Below are 16,996 nucleotides of genomic sequence, written 5' to 3'. Positions count from 1 at the left end.
GGCGTGGACAAATTAGCGTGAGCGCAGCGGCGCTCAGTCAGGGTTATTCTGCCTGGCTGTTTTCACTGCCCAGCGGACGAGAAGGCCGACCCCGATGGCGATGACAGCGGAGGGTAGTAAGACTTGGGTCAGAAAGCCGTTCTTGCAAGCGGTATCCGGCACGCAGTCGCCCAACGCATCGACAATCAGCAGGAACATGAAGACAGGTGCGCCCAGGACGGCGGAGGCTATACATCCCCACCGGCCTTCGACCGTCGCGCCACCTTTATATCCGCCGTCGCCCATTGGCATTGGATAGCCCGATGCCCTGTCTTCGCAAAGAGGCGCGTCGATCTGGATTCAAGAACCAGATTGACGCGAGCCGGTGACATTGATTCAAGGCTGCTTTTTGGAAGGCAGGTTTGAGCCGGGGCGATGTGACCGAGGCAGAAGGCGCGCTCTGAAAGACTTGCTGCCGATAGAGCCTGAGAACCGCGCGCCGCTCTTGAGCATATGCATGATCCCCGCGATCACACGGCGATCATCGACCCGACGCGCTCCGCTGCGCCCCTGCGGAAGAAGCGGCTCGATCTTTGCCCACTCCGCATCGCTCAGCCACGTCAGTTGCCGCGCCATCCAACGTCTCCGCTCCAAGCAGAAGCCCTGAATCAGCACCCTCCTCTACCCGCAAGATAATTGAGTCCAGAGCCTAGACCGGGGAACCCATTTAAGGCTCACTGGCCCCCGGATTTCTTCCAAGGATTTAAGCTTATCGGCGGTGTCCTTCGCATCCGGGCGCAACTCAAGGGCTCGCCGGTAGAGCGCGATCGCGTCGTCGGTCCGACCGAGCGCGCTGAGCGCGTCAGCCCAACTGTCGTACCAGGATCCGTCGTCCGGATGGAGCGTCACGTTCAGCTGGAAGACATCCTCGGCAAGGGCAGGATAGCCGTTGCGCAGCAGGTCGTAGCCCAGGCGGTTGATACCCGTCTCGGCGCAGTATTTCACATGTATACCTCCAGCTCTTCGGCGGCGAGCAAAACTGGCAAGTTTTGGAGCGAGTTCGAAATTTGATCGCGCGTCAATAGGGCGGGGAAATTGCCGAGGCGCGCCAACACCACTCGCGCTGCCTGGTCTAGAGGTAAGGCGGCCGCACCATACAACTCAAAAGCGGAGGTCGCTGATCGATAAGCCTTTTCCCTGTGTTCGAGCGTCTCCGAGCAGGCGAGAATTGCGGCGGCCCTGACCACCATCGCCGCCTCGTCAAGTGCAGGCAGAGCCCCGAACGGACTCTTGCCCAACAAACTGTAGCGTGCGATGCGCCTTCTCGTCGTTTTTCGCGGCTTCATAAGGGCGCACCGCATCCAACACCTCATGCGGCTGAATTTCTGTGACGGGTCGACCGCCCAGCGATTTGGCAACCAAGCTAAGGAACCACTCTCGCTTTCGTACCGTCGCCTCAGCCAGGCCATCACGGCGGTTCTTTTTGATATATGAGGTTGCGATCGCACTGAACGTATTCTCGGCGTTTATCCGCGCAAGCCGTTTGTCCTGGCGCTTCTTCTCAGCGGGATCTTGGCCCTTGGCGAGTTGCGATCGTGCCCGGTCCCGCAACTCGCGAGCGCCCTTCAGGGTGATATTCGGGTAAGCCCCCAGAGACAGCTTCTTCTCGATCCCAGCCTGAGTTCGAAACTTGAACTTCCACAACCGCCCGCCAGCGGGCGTGACAAGGAGATACAGACCTTTTTCATCTGATACCTTAAATGATCTTTCCCGAGGCCTTAGCGCGCGGATCGCTGAGTCGGTGAGCGACATGCTGGGGGCCTTCCATTTTTATCACATCCAAAAGGCCCCCTCACAAGCCCCCATCAGCGCCCGACTTTGGGCGATCAATGGCGAATGCCGGCGATCGTGCCAGCGCAATATATGGCGGATTTCTGTGGTTTTCACAACCAACAGTGGTCATTGGCGAATGGAGAAATGGTGCCCCATACACCACCCCAATGGGCACTTAGATCATTGGGAAATTTCAGTAGATCTGCACGCCAACAGTTGACAGGCGAACAAGCGCTCGTCCCCGTCGTCCCGAAGGCAGACGTTTCTATTTCAGAGACTAGAAACACCGGCTTTTTCAGCCCGCACCTTCAGCGCCTCGGCAGGAGAGAAGACAACGCGGCGCGTGGCCGGAATAGCCATTGCCTCGCCTGTCCTTGGATTGCGACCCACCTTAGCGGCAACCACCCTGCCTTCAAACTTCCCAAAGCCCACAATAGAAACTTTGTCCCCGCGAGCCGCACGGTCGGCGATCGTGTCAAAAACAAGGTCGATCGCGGAGCGTGCCTCCCGTCGATTCAGTACTGAATTCGCCGCGAGAATCTCCGCAAGCTCACTAATCGTCATCCCATCGCACCCTTCATATGACCGAATAGCAAAGGCAAGAACAAGCAGTCAATCCTGCATGTTTATATGGCGAAGTCACGTCAGGACTTGAACGTCTGTCCACCCCTTTGCAGGCGCGCTTTCGTCGTCCGTTGCCGTCGGCTGCTTACGCCCCTATCGCTCGTCAGCAGCCGTTGCTTCGACGATCATTTTGACCGGACCGACCAGGCCGGATTCGATTAAGGGGCTGTCCTTCGTGAACGGGTTATAGGCGCTGATCGCAAATTGACCGTTGGCGCCGGGTTGCAGGTCTCCGATCAATCGATTGCGCCAGAGGTTTGCGACAGCGATCTCAATCCGATTTTCACCTTTGCGAACCAGCCCGCCGATCTCCACGCGATACGGTGCTTTCCAGGCAATTCCAGCCGAGCGCCCGTTAACGAAGACCTCTGCGACATTTGCGACCCTTCCCAGATCGAGAAGCAGGCGTCCGCCCGTCCGCAAATCTCCAAGCGAGACCGACTTGCTGTAGCGCGCCGTCCCCGAAAAGTAGCGAATTCCCGGGTCATCGCTCACAGACCAAGACTTCAAGGTTGCGAAGGTCGCTGACGCGGGAGCGCCATGGGCGGGTGGAAAGCTCAGTTGCCACGGCCCATCGATCGTTTTCAACGGGAGGTAGCGCGGTGATTGAGTACGAAAGCTGGAGGCGACCGCCGGCTTTCGAAACATGAGGAAAATCGCATCATTTGCCTCAAGTTCGAGCGGGACGCTTGTTCGACCATCCGCAATCCACCAGGAGATTTCGGATCCATAGCGCCGCCAGAAGATCGGCATCGCTACGCGCTTGTACGACCCAGCGTCGATATCGGCTGAGCAAGCCGAGGTTTGCCACGGCATAGGCGACCAGCGATACCGGCAAGGCGACGCGACTTCATGCCCCCCACCCCGCCCGTAGGTAGTCACTTGCACAAGCAGCGTGCGAGAACATCAAACGCCACCGGAACTGCTCAGCACCAGCAGATGCGACCAATTCCGCGCGATCCGCGCTAACCTTTTCCAAGCCACTTTGGCCGCTTCTGAAAACTGGTCGCGTCGTTTGCGCCGACAGTTAGTTTCCTTCCCGCCAGGGTTCGTACTTCGATCCAGAAATAGTTCCGCCCCAGACGGCCAAGCAACTGTGTCCACCGGCTCGCTTTCGCCGCTTCGTTGTCGAAACGATACTTGGCTAAAGGAAAGCTCGTGACCGACGCAGGCTTGAGTTGAAGCGGGAAGTTACCGTCTGTCACTTCGGGATAGTCGAACGCATATTTTGCCACCTGACTGCGCCACAGATACCCTTTCATGATACGCGCGCCGACGAGATACGAAGGCATACTGGAGGTATTCTGGATAGCCAGGTAGGGTTCCTCGTCCATCTCCCCGTTGTATCCCTGCCGCCACTCCCAAGTGACCGCCGCGCACAAACGTTCCTTGTTCTGCTGCCTGAAAACCCAAAGGCCAGAGACAGCCCCGACGAAGCTGGAGAGCAATATCGGCCCAGCCACAGCCAGACCCGCGCTTATCAATTGTGATGACATGCCCGCTCCAAACTAGCCGCGCTCAAGATACTCACGTGTTCCACGCGGCAGCAACCATGCAGCATGGGGCGGTTCCAATGGCGGATTCGACGTTTTGAGGCGACGCAAGCCAGGCCTATTTAGCCGCATCCCGGTGGGGATACGGTGGGGCGTTCTCCGCCACCCTGCTACGATTTCCGAATAAGTCTTTGAAAAATCTGGTGCCGCTTACAGGACTCGAACCTGTGACCCCCGCATTACGAATGCGATGCTCTACCAACTGAGCTAAAGCGGCGTGCCGGCGGTTTGGCCGGTGAAGGTGGCGGCGCTTACCAGCGTCTTTCGCGGCTGACAAGCGGTGCGCGTGGCCGGATCGCGAATTCGCCTTTACGCAAGATTTACCACGCCATGCGCAAAGTTTCCCGGATCGAGGGCAAACCCCCTCTGTGGAGCATGCGCATGGACACCGCCCGCGGACTGCACGACCGCTATGAAACCGATCGCGAGGACGATGTCGGGGTGAGCGATTCGGCCGACGATCGGCCGCGGATCGCGATCGGGACCGATGAGCGGCGCATGCATGTGCGCGCCTATAACCACTGGGTCTCGCTGTTGCGCGGGCGCGCCTATCCCGCGATCGAGGATCTGGACCCGACGAACATCGCCGATTTCGGCCCGCACAGCGTGCTGCTGGATTTCACCGCGGGGATCGAGGATCCGGCAATCCGGTTCCTGGGCGCGTCTCTGCGCGAGGAATGCGGCGTGACCGCTGATATCGGCCATGTCGCCGAAGTACCCAGCCGCTCGCTGCTCTCGCGCCTGACCGACCATTACCTCCAGATCATTGCCAACCGCGCACCGATCGGATTCGAAGCCGAGTTCGTCGGCCAGCGCGGCCACCAGACGCTGTATCGCGGCATCCTGATGCCCTTTTCCTCCAACGGGGATGCGATCGATTTCATCTATGGCGTGATCAACTGGAAGGAACTGGTCGACGCCGAAACCCAGGCCAGGCTGGAGCGTGAGGTCGAGGAGGCGCGGCGCGCCTGCCCGCCCCCGGCGCAATCGAATCCGATCTGGGCCGATGGTCCGAGCGCCGGGTTCAGCACGCCAGACGCGACGGAAGTCGATGCGACGGAAGACGATCCGGAAGAGAATCCGGCGATGCAGGGCGACGAGTCGCCGGCGCTTGCCGACCAGTTGCAGCTGGCACGCGAGAGCGCGGCCGCATCGCGGGCCGCCGACACGCGCAGCCGCGCGTCGCTGTACCGCGCCCTGTCCCGTGCCTATGACTTCGCGCTGGCCGCCGATGCCGATGCCGATGGATATCGCGAATTGCTGGACGATGCCGGGGTGAAGGTCCAGGCGCGCGCGCCGATGACCGCGCCGGCAAAGCTGGTGTTCGGTGCCGATTATGACAAGAAACGCCTGACCGAATTCGCGACCGTGCTGAGCCACGCGCGACGGACCGGGGTGGCGCGCGGCGGCCTGGACGGCTTTCTCGATACCATGCCGGGCGGCATCAAGGGGATCGTGAAGGCCGAACGCGCGCATCGCAGGCCGGTGGCCCCACCCGACACGTTCGATCGCATCCGCGCCGAATTGATGGCGCGCGCGCCGCTGGCGCATGTGCCGCTGGCCGCTGGTGGATCGGATCTGGTGATCCTGCTTGCGCGCGCGGGCCAGGACGGAATGCTGGACGTGGTCGGACGGATCGACGACGACGTGTCGCTCGCCCGCCATGCGGTGCGCAAGGTTGCGGCCTGAACCGCAGCATTGTGCGCAGCAAAGTGACCCTTTGCGGGTAGTGCCTGAAATTTCGTCTCAATTGTAACGGTGCAGTGCAGCAAGTCTTGAGCCGTGCGGCCAGCAGGCGCATAGCGCGCGCCATGAGCAAGACGCCGATCAAGTCGCTCGCCGAGGCGCTGTTGAACCGCCTGACCGAAGGCGCCCTTCCCGCAGAACTCGAAGGGTTCGATACCGATGCGCGGGTGGCCGCCGCACGTTTCGTGGCGGAAGCGGCCGCGACGCGCGCGCCGGGCAAGCCGGGCATCGCGCTGGAAACCGGCTTTGACGAGGACAGTCGTTCGATGCGGCTGGCGGTGGTCAATGACGACATGCCGTTCCTGGTCGATTCGATCGCGGCGACGGTCGCCGCGCATGACATCGCCATTCGCCGCGTCATTCACCCGGTCGTGTCGGTGGAGCGCGCGGGCGACGGTACGCTGGCCGGGATCGGCAGCGGCGGCGCACGCGAATCGATGGTCTATATCGAGATGGAGCGCGCCGATGCGCGCGACCGCAGCGGGCTGATCCGCGATCTCGAACATAATCTGGCCGATGTGCGCGCGGCGGTGACCGACTGGCCCGAACTGCGCCGGGCGATGAGCGAGGATGCGAACCGCGTCGCGGATACCGAGGGCGCGTCGCTGCTGCGCTGGTTCCAGGGCGGCAGCATGACGCTGATCGGCCATGAGAACTGGCGGCGCGACGGCGCGATCGAGGATGCCGCCGGCATCTGTCGGACGCAGCACGACACGCCGCTGCTGGCGGATACGTCGCGCAAGCTGGCCATCGAATGGTTCGAGGACGGCGGACAGCCGCCTTTGCTGCTCAAGTCCAACCTCATTTCGTCGGTCCATCGCCGCGCGCCGCTCGATCTCGTGCTGGTGCCGCTGCGCGACGGGCCGAAGGTGACCGGGCTGTCGGTCCATGCCGGGCTGTGGACCAGCGCCGCGCTGCATGCCTCGCCCGAAGAGGTGCCGGTGCTGCGCGCGCGGATCGCCGCGCTGGAGGCCAAGTTCGGCTTCGATCCGCGCGGCCATACCGGCAAGGCGCTGGCGCACGCGCTGACCGGTCTGCCGCATGATCTTACCACCGCCTTCCCGCCCGAAGCGCTGGAACAGATCGCGCTGACCGCGATGTCGGTGACCGATCGTCCGCGGCCCAAGCTCGTCCTGATCCGCAGCGCGCTGGGGCGGCATCTGTTCGCGTTCGTCTGGCTGCCGCGCGACGAGGTATCGACCGGTCGCCGCGTCTCGATCGGCGAGATGCTGGAGCGTGAGGCGAATGCGACGCAGATCAGCTGGTCGATCGCACTGGACGACGGGCCGGTCGCGCTGTTGCGCTACACGCTCGACCTGCGCGGCGAGGGCCGCATGCCCGACGCCGCGACGCTCGACGTCGAGCTGGAGCGCATGGTGCGCGGATGGCTGCCGGCAGTCGAAAGCGCGCTGGTCGATCAGGGCCTCGCCGGATCGCGCGCGGCGCGGCTGGCGCTGCGTTACGCCCCCTGTTTCCCGTTCGGCTATCGCAACGGCAATCCGCCCGAGGAAGGTGCGCAGGATATCATGCGCATCGCCGGACTGGCCGATCCGCAGGCGCGGTCGGTCCGCATTTTCGAGCAGGATGGCAAGACGCGGATCAAGCTCTATCGCCTGGGCGGTGCGCTGCCGCTGTCCGACGCGGTGCCGGTGTTCGAGAATTTCGGATTCCGGGTGATCGAGGAAGTCCCGACCGCGCTGGACGGCGACGCCGAGGCTTATATCCACGATTTCGAGCTGGAACTGCCCGCCGGCGGCGCGTTCAAGGGCGAGACCGCCGTGGTCGAGGACGCGATCGCCGCGGTGCTGGAAGGCCGGGCCGAGAATGACGCGTTCAACCGCCTGATCGTCGAGACCGGGCTGGAGCCGGCATCGGTCGTGCTGTTGCGTGCATGGTTCCGCTATCTGCGCCAGACCGGCCTGTCCTATGGACTGGTGACCGTGGTCGAGGCGCTGCGGCGCGCGACCGGCGTCGCGACCGCGCTGGTCGAGCGGTTCGCCGCCGCGCATGATCCGAAGCGCACAAAGGGCAGCGAGGCAGCGATCAAGGCGGCCGATACGGCGATCGCCAGCGGGCTGGACGCGGTGAGCGCGATCGACGACGACCGCATCCTGCGCGCGATCGCCGGCGTCGTTCGCGCCACGCTGCGCACCAACGCCTATGCGCCGGCCGCCAGCGAGGCGCTTGCGTTCAAGCTGGACAGCGCGCGTGTTCCCAACCTGCCCCAGCCGCTGCCCTGGCGCGAAATCTGGGTCTATTCGCCGCGGGTCGAGGGCATCCACCTGCGCGCCGGCCCGGTGGCGCGCGGCGGACTGCGCTGGTCCGACCGGCGCGACGATTTCCGCACCGAAATCCTGGGCCTGATGAAGGCGCAGCGGGTGAAGAACGCGGTCATCGTGCCAACCGGTGCGAAGGGCGGCTTCTACCCCAAACAGCTCCCCTCCCCCGCCGTCGATCGCGACGCGTGGTTCGAGGAAGGCAAGGAAAGCTACCGCATCTTCATCCGGTCGCTGCTGTCGATCACCGACAATATCGTGTCGGGCGAGGTGGTGCATCCCGAACAGGTCGTGATCCACGACGGCGACGATCCCTATTTCGTCGTCGCGGCGGACAAGGGGACCGCGACGTTCAGCGACGTGGCGAACGCGATCGCCATCGATCACGGCTTCTGGCTGGGTGACGCCTTCGCGTCCGGCGGGTCGCAGGGCTATGACCACAAGGCGATGGGGATCACCGCCAAGGGCGCGTGGATCAGCGTACAGCGCCACTTCCTGGAAATGGGCATCGACGTTCAGACCGATCCGATCCGGGTCGTCGGATGCGGTGACATGTCAGGAGACGTGTTCGGCAACGGCATGTTGCTGTCCAAGGCGATCAAGCTGGTCGCCGCGTTCGATCATCGTCACATCTTCATCGATCCCGATCCGAATCCCGCGAAGAGCTGGGCCGAACGCGACCGCATGTTCCAGCTGCCGCGATCGAGCTGGGCCGATTATGACGCCAAGCTGATCAGCAAGGGCGGCGGCGTGTTCGCGCGCACCGAAAAATCGATTCCGCTGTCGCGCGAGGCGCGCGAGGCGCTGGGCATCGACGCCGAGGAGATGGAGCCGAGTGCGCTGATCTCCGCGATCCTGAAGGCGCCGATCGACCTGATCTGGTTCGGCGGCATCGGCACCTATGTGAAGGCGGCGAGCGAGGCCCATGTCGAGGTCGGAGATCCCGCCAACGACCGCCTGCGGGTGAATGCCGAGGACATCCGCGCGCGGGCGATCGGCGAGGGCGCGAATCTGGGCGTTACCCAGGCGGGGCGCATCGCCTTTGCCCTGAGCGGGGGACGCATCAACACCGATTTCATCGACAATTCGGCGGGCGTCGATTGTTCGGACAATGAGGTGAACATCAAGATCGCCCTCAACCGCGAGGTGATCGAGGGCCGACTGAAGATCGAGGAGCGGAACAAGCTGCTGGTCGCGATGACCGACGATGTCTCGCACCTGGTCCTGGAGGACAATCGCCTGCAAACGCTTGCGCTGTCGTTCATGGAGAATGACGGCCCGCTGGCGGTGCCGAGCTATGTGCGGCTGACCGAGATTCTGGAGGCGTCGGGCCGGCTGGATCGCGCGGTCGAGGGGCTGGCGACCAATGAGGAATTCCTGCGCCGGTCCAAGGACGGCCAGGGCCTGACCCGTCCGGAACTGGCGGTACTGCTGGCGACGTCCAAGCTCGCGCTTCAGGATGCGATCGAACAGGGCGGGCTGGGCCAGGATCCCGAACTGGAGCCCGATCTGCTCGCCGCCTTCCCGCCGGCGATGCAGAAGAAATTCCGAAAGCCGATCGAGGAGCACCGGCTGCGCGGCGAGATCGTCGCGACCAAGCTGGCCAACCGCATCATCAACCGGCTGGGCGCGCTGCACCCGTTCGAACTGGCCGAGGAGGAGGGATCCTCGCTCCACGACATCGCGATGATGTTCGTGGTGGCGGAGCGGATCTTCCATCTCGACGCGATCTGGGAAGCGATCGAGACCGGCGACATGAGCGAGGGCGCGCGGATCGCGCTGCTCGACGAGGTCGCGGTGGCGACGCGGTCGCAGATCGCCGACCTGCTGCGCGTCTGCCGTCCCGGCGACGATACGGGCAGCGTGATCGGCCGCCTGAAGCCCGGCATCGCGGCGCTCGACAAACAGGCAAAGAAGCTGCTGAAGGACGAGGCGATCGCCCAGTCGGGCCGGATCGCCGCGCAGCTGGAAGAGGCCGGCGCGCCCGCCGCGCTGGTGGCGAAGATCGTCCGCATCTTCGAACTCGACGGGGCGGTGGGCCTGGCCGATCTGGGCCAGCGGCGCGGGATCGACGAGACCGAGTTGACCCACGCCTTCACCGATCTGGGCCAGGCGCTGGGGCTGGACTGGGCGCAGGCCAATGCGGCGCGGATCGTCGCGGGCGATCCGTGGGAGCGGCTGTTGATCGCGGGCCTTGCGCGGGATTTCCAGCAGTTGCGGCTGGAGTTCCTGGCACGCGGAACCGACGCGGACCCGCGTGCCGACGTGCAGGCGTGGCTCCACGAACATGCGGCGCGGGTGGCGCAGTTCGTGTCGCTGGTCGATCGGGCGAAGCGGGCGCCGGCACCCAATGCGGCGATGCTGGCCCAGATCGCCGGCCAGGCCCGGGTATTGCTGGGCCGGTGAGCCGCGCCTAGCGGGCGGCGGCGGCGCCGTCGCCCAGCAGCACGCGCTGATAATGTTCGACCACCTCGGCCAGCGGACGCCCCGTGCCGTCGAGGACGAGCGCGCGGTGGCGGACCACGACGCCGCCGGGCGGCACCCGGCCCGCTTTCACCATCCAGGTCGATAGCGTGACCCGGCGCGGCGAAAGCGGCAGGACGACGCGGCCGAACGGCGTGTCCCCGCCATCGAGCGCCGCGTTCATCGCCGGCGTCAGACGCGCCGGGACGAACCAGTTCGTCGCCTCCGACAACAGGATGTCGCCACACAGCAGCCGGACCCGCCGATAGCCGAGCATCTCAAGCCGGCCGACCTTCAGCCGCCGGCGCGCCGGCGAGGCGCTGGCCACGACCGTGCCGCGCTTCACCTCGGCATGGACGCGGGGCGGATCGGCAAGGCCGAGCGCCGCGCAACGCCGTTCGAGCACCTGAGTCGCGGTCGGCCCGGCGAGCAGCTCCGCGTTGAGACGCTCGACCCGCAGCCGGTCGATGGAGGGGCGTTCGGCGGACGACATCGCGGCCGGCGGGACGGCGGCGATCAGGAGCGCGATCGCCGCCATCCCGATCACCGGACCTTGAGCGCGGCCTGCGCCGCTGCGAGCCGCGCGATCGGCACACGATATGGCGATGCCGAGACGTAATCGAGCCCGGTTTGCTCGCAAAAGGCGATCGAGGCGGGATCGCCGCCATGTTCGCCACAGATGCCCAGCTTGATCTCCGGCCGTGTCGCACGCCCCCGTTCCGCGGCGAGCGCGATCAGTTCGCCCACGCCCTCCACATCGATGCTGACGAATGGATCGCGCGCATAAATGCCCTTTTCGACATAGGTCGTCAGGAAGCGCCCGGCATCGTCGCGGCTGACGCCCAGCGTGGTCTGGGTCAGGTCGTTGGTGCCGAAGCTGAAGAACGCGCCCGCCTCCGCAATCTCACCGGCCCGCAGCGCGGCACGCGGCAGTTCGATCATCGTCCCGACCAGATAGTCGATCGTGCGCCCGCGTTCGGCGAAGACCGCCTGTGCCGCCTTGTCCACCACCGCCTTCATCAGTTCCAGCTCGCGCTTGGTGGCGACGAGCGGGATCATGACCTCCGGCACCGGCGCGGCACCGGACTTTTCCGCCACCTCGCACGCCGCCTCGAAAATGGCGCGCGCCTGCATCTCGTAGATTTCGGGATAGGTGACGCCCAGGCGACAACCGCGATGGCCAAGCATCGGGTTGAATTCGTGCAGTTCGGCGGCGCGGCGGCGCAGCGTCTCGACATCCAGCCCCGCCGCCTGCGCGACTTCGGCGAACTCCGCATCCTCATGCGGCAGGAATTCGTGCAGCGGCGGATCGAGCAGGCGGATGGTACAGGGCAGGCCCGCCATCACCTCGAAAATCTCGACAAAGTCGGCGCGCTGTTCGGGGAGCAGCCGGTCGAGCGCGGCGCGGCGGCCTTCCTCGCTGTCCGCCAGGATCATCTGGCGCACCGCCGTGATCCGCGCGGCATCGAAGAACATATGCTCGGTACGGCACAGGCCGATGCCCTCCGCCCCGAAATCGCGCGCGGTGCGGCAATCGAGCGGAGTTTCCGCGTTGGTGCGCACCTTTAGCCGGCGTACCTTGTCCGCCCAATCCATCAGCGTGCCGAAATCGCCGGCAAGTTCAGGCTGGATCGTCGGCACTTCGCCCATCATCACCTCGCCGGTCGATCCGTCGATGGTGATGACGTCGCCCTCGCGAATCTCACGCGTGCCGACGCGGGCGACGCCTTCCCCGCCCTTGATCGAAAGCGTCCCGGCGCCCGACACGCAGGGGCGGCCCATGCCGCGCGCCACGACCGCCGCATGGCTGGTCATGCCGCCACGCGCGGTCAGGATGCCCTTTGCCGCGTGCATGCCGTGAATATCCTCGGGGCTGGTCTCGACGCGGACGAGGATCACCGCCTCGCCCTGGCCCGCCATCCGCTCGGCCGTGTCGCTGTCGAACACCGCCTTGCCCGACGCGGCACCGGGCGACGCCGGCAGCCCCTTGGTCAGCACGTCGCGCGGCGCATCGGGATCGAGCGTCGGGTGCAGCAGCTGATCGAGCGCCATCGGATCGACGCGCGCGATCGCCTCTTCCCGCGAGATCAGCCCCTCGCTCGCCATATCGACCGCGATCTTGAGCGCGGCCTTTGCGGTGCGCTTGCCCGAGCGGGTCTGGAGCATCCACAGCTTGCCGCGTTCCACCGTGAATTCGATGTCCTGCATGTCCCGATAATGCTTTTCCAGCGTCTCGAAGACCGCCGCGAGCTGGGCATAGACGCCCGGCATCGCCTCTTCCATCGACGCGGGCCTGGCGCCGGCGGCCTCCCGCGCCTGTTTCGTCAGATATTGCGGGGTGCGGATGCCGGCGACGACATCCTCCCCCTGCGCGTTGATGAGGAATTCGCCATAATAGGCATTCTCGCCGGTCGAGGGATCGCGGGTGAAGGCGACGCCGGTGGCCGAAGTATCGCCCATATTGCCGAACACCATCGCCTGAACGTTGACCGCCGTCCCCCAGCTGCCGGGAATATCGTTGAGCCGGCGATAGACCTTTGCCCGTTCCGACTGCCACGATCCGAACACCGCGCCGATCGCGCCCCACAACTGGTCATGCACATCCTGGGGAAAGGGCTTGCCCCACATTTCGAGCACCAGCGTCTTGTATTCACCGACCAGCGCCTGCCAGTCGGCGGCGGTCAGGTCGGTGTCGAGGACATAGCCATGATCCTCCTTGGCGATCTCCAGCGCTTCCTCGAACCGGCCATGGTCGAGTTCGAGGACGACATCCGAATACATCTGGATGAAGCGGCGATAGCTGTCCCAGGCGAAGCGTTCGTCGCCCGACGCGGCGGCGAGGCCCTTTACCGTTTCGTCGTTGAGGCCGAGGTTGAGGACGGTGTCCATCATCCCCGGCATCGAAACCCGCGCGCCGGAACGGACCGAGACGAGCAGCGGATCGCCGGCGTCGCCAAAGCGCTTGCCGGTCAGCCCCTCGATATGGGCGATGCCGCCGGCGACCTCGTCCCGCAGGCTGTCGGGGAAGTTCTCCCCATCGTCATAATAGCGTGCGCACATGTCGGTGCTGATCGTGAAACCGGGCGGCACCGGCAGGCCGATGCCGGCCATGCCGTCGAGATTGGCGCCCTTGCCGCCGAGCAGGTTCTTGTCCTGCGCGCCGCCATCATCGACCCCGCCGCCGAAACGGTACACATATCGAGTCATCCGAACCCCTTCCGTGATCTGCCGCGGCGCCTACCGCAGGTGCGAACAGGGGGAAAGGGCTTGTCCGCCGTTGTCAGGCTCCCGAATCGCGACACGCCCCCCGAAACGCGCAGTTTCGATCAATCGAATCGATGTCGGCGCGGTTTCGCGCGGCGCGCCCTACCCCTCGATCTTCGAGAAATCGGCGACGCGATGCACCGCAGCGCGCATCCGGCCGAGCAGGGCGAGGCGCGCGGCGCGCTTGTCCTGATCCGGATCGTTCACCGTCACATCGGTGAAGAACGCATCAATCGGCGCGCGCAGCGTGGCCAGCGCCACCATCGCGCCCTCGAAATCCTCCGCCTCGATCGCTGCCGCCGCCTTTGGCTCGGCCGTGTCGAGGGCGGCGATGAGGGCGGCCTCGGCGGGTTCGGCTGTGTAGGGAAGTGGTTTCCACTCCGCGTCGGCGACGCCTTCCTTCTTCAGGATGTTCGCAGCGCGCTTGTACCCGGCGAGCAGGTTGGCGCCGTCGTCGGTGGCCATGAAGGCTTGCAGGGCGTGGACGCGGGCGAGCAGGCGGACGAGATCGTCCTCTCCGCCGAGCGCGAACACCGCATCGATCAGGTCGTGGCGGACGCCGGCTTCGCGCTGCTGGACCTTAAGGCGGTCGGCGAAGAAGTCGAGGAGTGACAAGCCGTTACCGTCCAATATGCGGGGCGAGCAAATGCGCAGTTCCTCGGTATTTCGATTGTAGAACGCCCGCGAGATTCCCTCCTCGAAAATCGAGGGTTGGAACTCGCTGCCGGTTTCCCTTTTGCGACTCGCCCGCAGCAAGAGCGGTAGCAAGGCGAGGCGCAGCTGATTTTCGATCAGGAGCTGTAGGACGCCGAGTGCCGCTCGCCGTAAGGCGAATGGATCCTTTGACCCGGTCGGCTTTTCCGCGATCGCAAAAAACTGGGTGAGCGTATCCAGCTTGTCCGCCAGCGACACCGCCACCGTGACCGGCGCGGTCGGCACGTCATCCCCCTGCCCGACCGGCTTGTAATGGTCGCGGATCGCTGCGGCGACGGCGGGGTCTTCGCCCTGGGCTGCGGCGTAGTAGCCGCCCATCAGGCCCTGGAGCTCGGGAAATTCACCGACCATGAAGGTGACAAGGTCCGCCTTGCACAGCCGCGCGGCGCGTTCGGCGAGGGTGGCCAGATCCTCCCCGGCACGGGGAGGGGGACCATCCGCAGGATGGTGGAGGGGGGACTCCACGGGCGGGGTCGCTTGTGGAAGCCCCCCTCCGCCAGCTTCGCTGGTCCTCCTCCCCGTGCCGGGGAGGATTACCCCCTCTTCCACCAACCACCGCGCCAGCTTCGCCACGCGCTCGACCTTGTCGGCGACCGTTCCCAGCTTCTCGTGGAACACGATCTTTTCGAGCTTCGGCTGCAATTCCTCCAGCCGCGTCTTGAGGTCGGTCTCGTAGAAGAAGCGCGCGTCGGCGAGGCGCGCGGCCAGCACCTTCTGATTGCCCTCGACAATCCGCTCGCCGCCGTCCGCCGCGTCGATATTGGCGGTGCAGACGAACGCGTTGGCAAGCTTGCCGTCCGCATTTGTACAGACAAAATACTTCTGGTTCACCCGTGCGGTCAGCTGGATCACTTCGGGCGGGACGTCGAGGAACGCCGCATCGAACCAGCCGAGCAGCGGCACCGGCCATTCGGTCAGGCCGGCATTCTCGCTCACCAGGGCCTCATCCTCGACCAGATGCAGGTTCGCGCGTTGCGCGGCGAGCTTCGCGCCGAGCGCGATCGTCGCGCGCCGCTCATTCTGATCGACGATGACATGGGCGCCGCGCAGCGCCTCGACATAGTCGGCCGCGCTGCCAATGCCGATCGCGTCGGGATGGTGGAACCGGTGACCTACCGTGGCATTGCCCGACGCGATCCCGGCAATCTCGACCGGGACGACCGTTTCGCCCAGCAGGGCGACGATACCCTGAAGCGGGCGGACCCAGCGCAGGCTCTCGGTCGAGCGCGAGGCATCGCCCCAGCGCATCGATTTGGGCCAGGGAAAGGCGCGGACGATCGCCGGGATCGCTTCGGCCAGAACATCGGCGGTGGCGCGGCCGGGCCGTTCGATCACCGCGAACAACGTCGCGCGGCCCTTCACATCGCGGGTTTCCAGCGCGTCGCGGGTCAGCCCCGCCTTGCGCAGGAAGCCGTCGATCGCGGCATCGGGGGCATCGGCGGGCGGCCCCTTCAGCTCCTCGCTCACCGCAAGCGTGCGTTGGGGCATGCCGCGCGCGATCAGCGCGAGGCGGCGCGGCGTGGCATAGGTGGTCAGCCCCTCCGCCGCCAGGCCGGCCTTATCCAGTTCGGCCGCGAACAGCCGGGCGAGATCCTCGCGCGCCTTGTCCTGCATGCGCGCGGGGATTTCTTCGGAGCGCAGTTCGAGGAGGAAGTCCATCACGCGCTCCACCCGTTCTTGTCCATCCAGGCGGCACAGCTGCCCTTCGCCAGATCGCGGACGCGGCCGATATAGGCCTGGCGCTCGGCGACCGAGATCACGCCCCGCGCCTGAAGCAGGTTGAAGATGTGGCTCGCCTCGATCGCCTGTTCATAGGCGGGGATGGGCAGGCCGGCCGCCAGGCAGTTCTCGCATTCCGCCGTCGCCTTTCTGAACAGGTCGAACAACGCGTCGGTGTTCGCAATCTCGAAATTCCATTTCGACATTTCCCGCTCGTTTTCGAGGAACACGTCACCATAGGTGAAGGCCGGGTGATTGCCGCGCGCATCGTTGAACGCCAAGTCGTACACGCTGTCGCGGTTCTGGATATACATGGCGAGGCGTTCGAGACCGTAGGTCAGTTCGCCCGCCACCGGCTTGCAATCGAACCCGCCCATCTGTTGGAAATAGGTGAACTGGGTCACCTCCATCCCGTCGCACCACACCTCCCAGCCCAGGCCCCAGGCGCCCAGCGTGGGCGATTCCCAGTCGTCCTCGACGAAGCGGATGTCATGTTTGAGCGGATCGATGCCGATCGCGGTCAGGCTGCCGAGATACAGGTCCTGCAAGTCCGGCGGGCTGGGCTTCAGGATCACCTGATACTGGTAATAATGCTGGAGCCGGTTGGGGTTTTCGCCATAGCGGCCGTCGGTCGGGCGGCGGCACGGCTGAACGAAGGCGGCGTTCCACGGCTCCGGGCCGAGCGCGCGCAGCGTCGTGGCGGTGTGGAACGTCCCCGCGCCCATGCGCATGTCATAGGGCTGAAGGATCAGGCACCCGCGCTGGCTCCAGTAATCGTGGAGCCGGAGGATCATGGCCTGGAAGCTGAGCGGCGTGGTCATGGCG

The 16,996-nt window shown here is 65.2% G+C and carries 13 protein-coding genes, 1 tRNA gene and 1 pseudogene; 2 read left to right on the top strand and 13 right to left on the bottom strand.

Translation table 11 applies throughout. The features are described from left to right. Positions 1-33 precede the first annotated feature (33 nt). The 9 genes and pseudogenes from KF783_RS06690 to KF783_RS06650 all read right to left on the bottom strand — a co-directional run bounded on the left by KF783_RS06690 (position 34) and on the right by KF783_RS06650 (position 4,206). On the bottom strand, positions 34-198 hold the full coding sequence (locus tag KF783_RS06690) for a hypothetical protein (RefSeq protein WP_294077641.1): 165 nt from the start codon (positions 196-198) through the stop codon (positions 34-36). A gap of 270 nt (positions 199-468) precedes the next feature. Beyond that, positions 469-615 (bottom strand): annotated as a pseudogene (locus KF783_RS06685) (transposase); the annotation flags it as partial. Positions 616-660: 45 nt separating this feature from the next. Further along, entirely contained in the window at positions 661-984 is a 324-nt protein-coding gene (locus KF783_RS06680) for a tetratricopeptide repeat protein (protein ID WP_294077640.1), read from the bottom strand. Next, positions 981-1,229 carry a hypothetical protein gene (locus KF783_RS06675; RefSeq protein WP_294077638.1) on the bottom strand — a complete coding sequence of 83 codons (249 nt, stop codon included), beginning with the start codon at positions 1,227-1,229 and terminating at the stop codon, positions 981-983. Before KF783_RS06675 ends, KF783_RS06680 begins: the two co-directional genes overlap by 4 nt. A gap of 10 nt (positions 1,230-1,239) precedes the next feature. Continuing rightward, entirely contained in the window at positions 1,240-1,791 is a 552-nt protein-coding gene (locus tag KF783_RS06670; protein ID WP_294077637.1) for an integrase arm-type DNA-binding domain-containing protein, read from the bottom strand. Positions 1,792-2,082: 291 nt separating this feature from the next. Beyond that, a complete protein-coding gene (locus KF783_RS06665) occupies positions 2,083-2,376 on the bottom strand; it encodes an HU family DNA-binding protein (protein WP_294077636.1) in 294 nt (97 codons plus the stop codon). A 153-nt stretch (positions 2,377-2,529) separates the two neighbouring features. After that, a complete protein-coding gene (locus KF783_RS06660) occupies positions 2,530-3,189 on the bottom strand; it encodes a glycosylhydrolase-like jelly roll fold domain-containing protein (RefSeq protein WP_294077634.1) in 660 nt (219 codons plus the stop codon). 212 nt (positions 3,190-3,401) lie between these two features. Continuing rightward, on the bottom strand, positions 3,402-3,932 hold the full coding sequence (locus KF783_RS06655) for a hypothetical protein (protein WP_294077633.1): 531 nt from the start codon (positions 3,930-3,932) through the stop codon (positions 3,402-3,404). A 198-nt stretch (positions 3,933-4,130) separates the two neighbouring features. Next, positions 4,131-4,206, bottom strand: a tRNA-Thr gene (locus KF783_RS06650). A 164-nt stretch (positions 4,207-4,370) separates the two neighbouring features. Between KF783_RS06650 and KF783_RS06645 the strand changes: the two genes are divergently transcribed. Together KF783_RS06645 and KF783_RS06640 are read left to right on the top strand one after the other, a co-directional pair. Further along, a complete protein-coding gene (locus KF783_RS06645; RefSeq protein ID WP_294077632.1) occupies positions 4,371-5,678 on the top strand; it encodes a hypothetical protein in 1,308 nt (435 codons plus the stop codon). Positions 5,679-5,800: 122 nt separating this feature from the next. Continuing rightward, on the top strand, positions 5,801-10,417 hold the full coding sequence (locus KF783_RS06640; RefSeq protein WP_294077631.1) for an NAD-glutamate dehydrogenase domain-containing protein: 4,617 nt from the start codon (positions 5,801-5,803) through the stop codon (positions 10,415-10,417). A 7-nt stretch (positions 10,418-10,424) separates the two neighbouring features. On the opposite strand, the gene KF783_RS06635 is transcribed toward KF783_RS06640, so the two are convergent. The 4 genes from KF783_RS06635 to KF783_RS06620 form a co-directional block, all read right to left on the bottom strand. Beyond that, positions 10,425-11,012: a hypothetical protein gene (locus KF783_RS06635; protein ID WP_294077630.1), complete on the bottom strand. Its 588-nt coding sequence runs from the start codon at positions 11,010-11,012 to the stop codon at positions 10,425-10,427. A 5-nt stretch (positions 11,013-11,017) separates the two neighbouring features. Next, positions 11,018-13,681 (bottom strand): pyruvate, phosphate dikinase, encoded by a 2,664-nt coding sequence (ppdK, locus tag KF783_RS06630; protein WP_294077629.1) that lies wholly within the window; start codon positions 13,679-13,681, stop codon positions 11,018-11,020. Positions 13,682-13,840: 159 nt separating this feature from the next. Further along, positions 13,841-16,114, bottom strand: a complete 2,274-nt coding sequence (gene glyS / locus KF783_RS06625) for a glycine--tRNA ligase subunit beta (protein ID WP_294077628.1) — start codon at positions 16,112-16,114, stop codon at positions 13,841-13,843. Continuing rightward, complete coding sequence (locus tag KF783_RS06620) at positions 16,111-16,992, bottom strand: glycine--tRNA ligase subunit alpha (protein WP_294077626.1); 882 nt, start codon at positions 16,990-16,992, stop codon at positions 16,111-16,113. The genes glyS and KF783_RS06620 overlap by 4 nt, the downstream gene beginning before the upstream one ends. Positions 16,993-16,996 lie beyond the last annotated feature (4 nt).

This window comes from Sphingomonas sp., assembly GCF_019635455.1.
Classification (GTDB): Bacteria; Pseudomonadota; Alphaproteobacteria; order Sphingomonadales; family Sphingomonadaceae; genus Sphingomonas.
The sequence above is the reverse complement of the archived record's forward strand: the minus strand, read 5'-3'. Positions and strand labels throughout refer to the sequence as shown.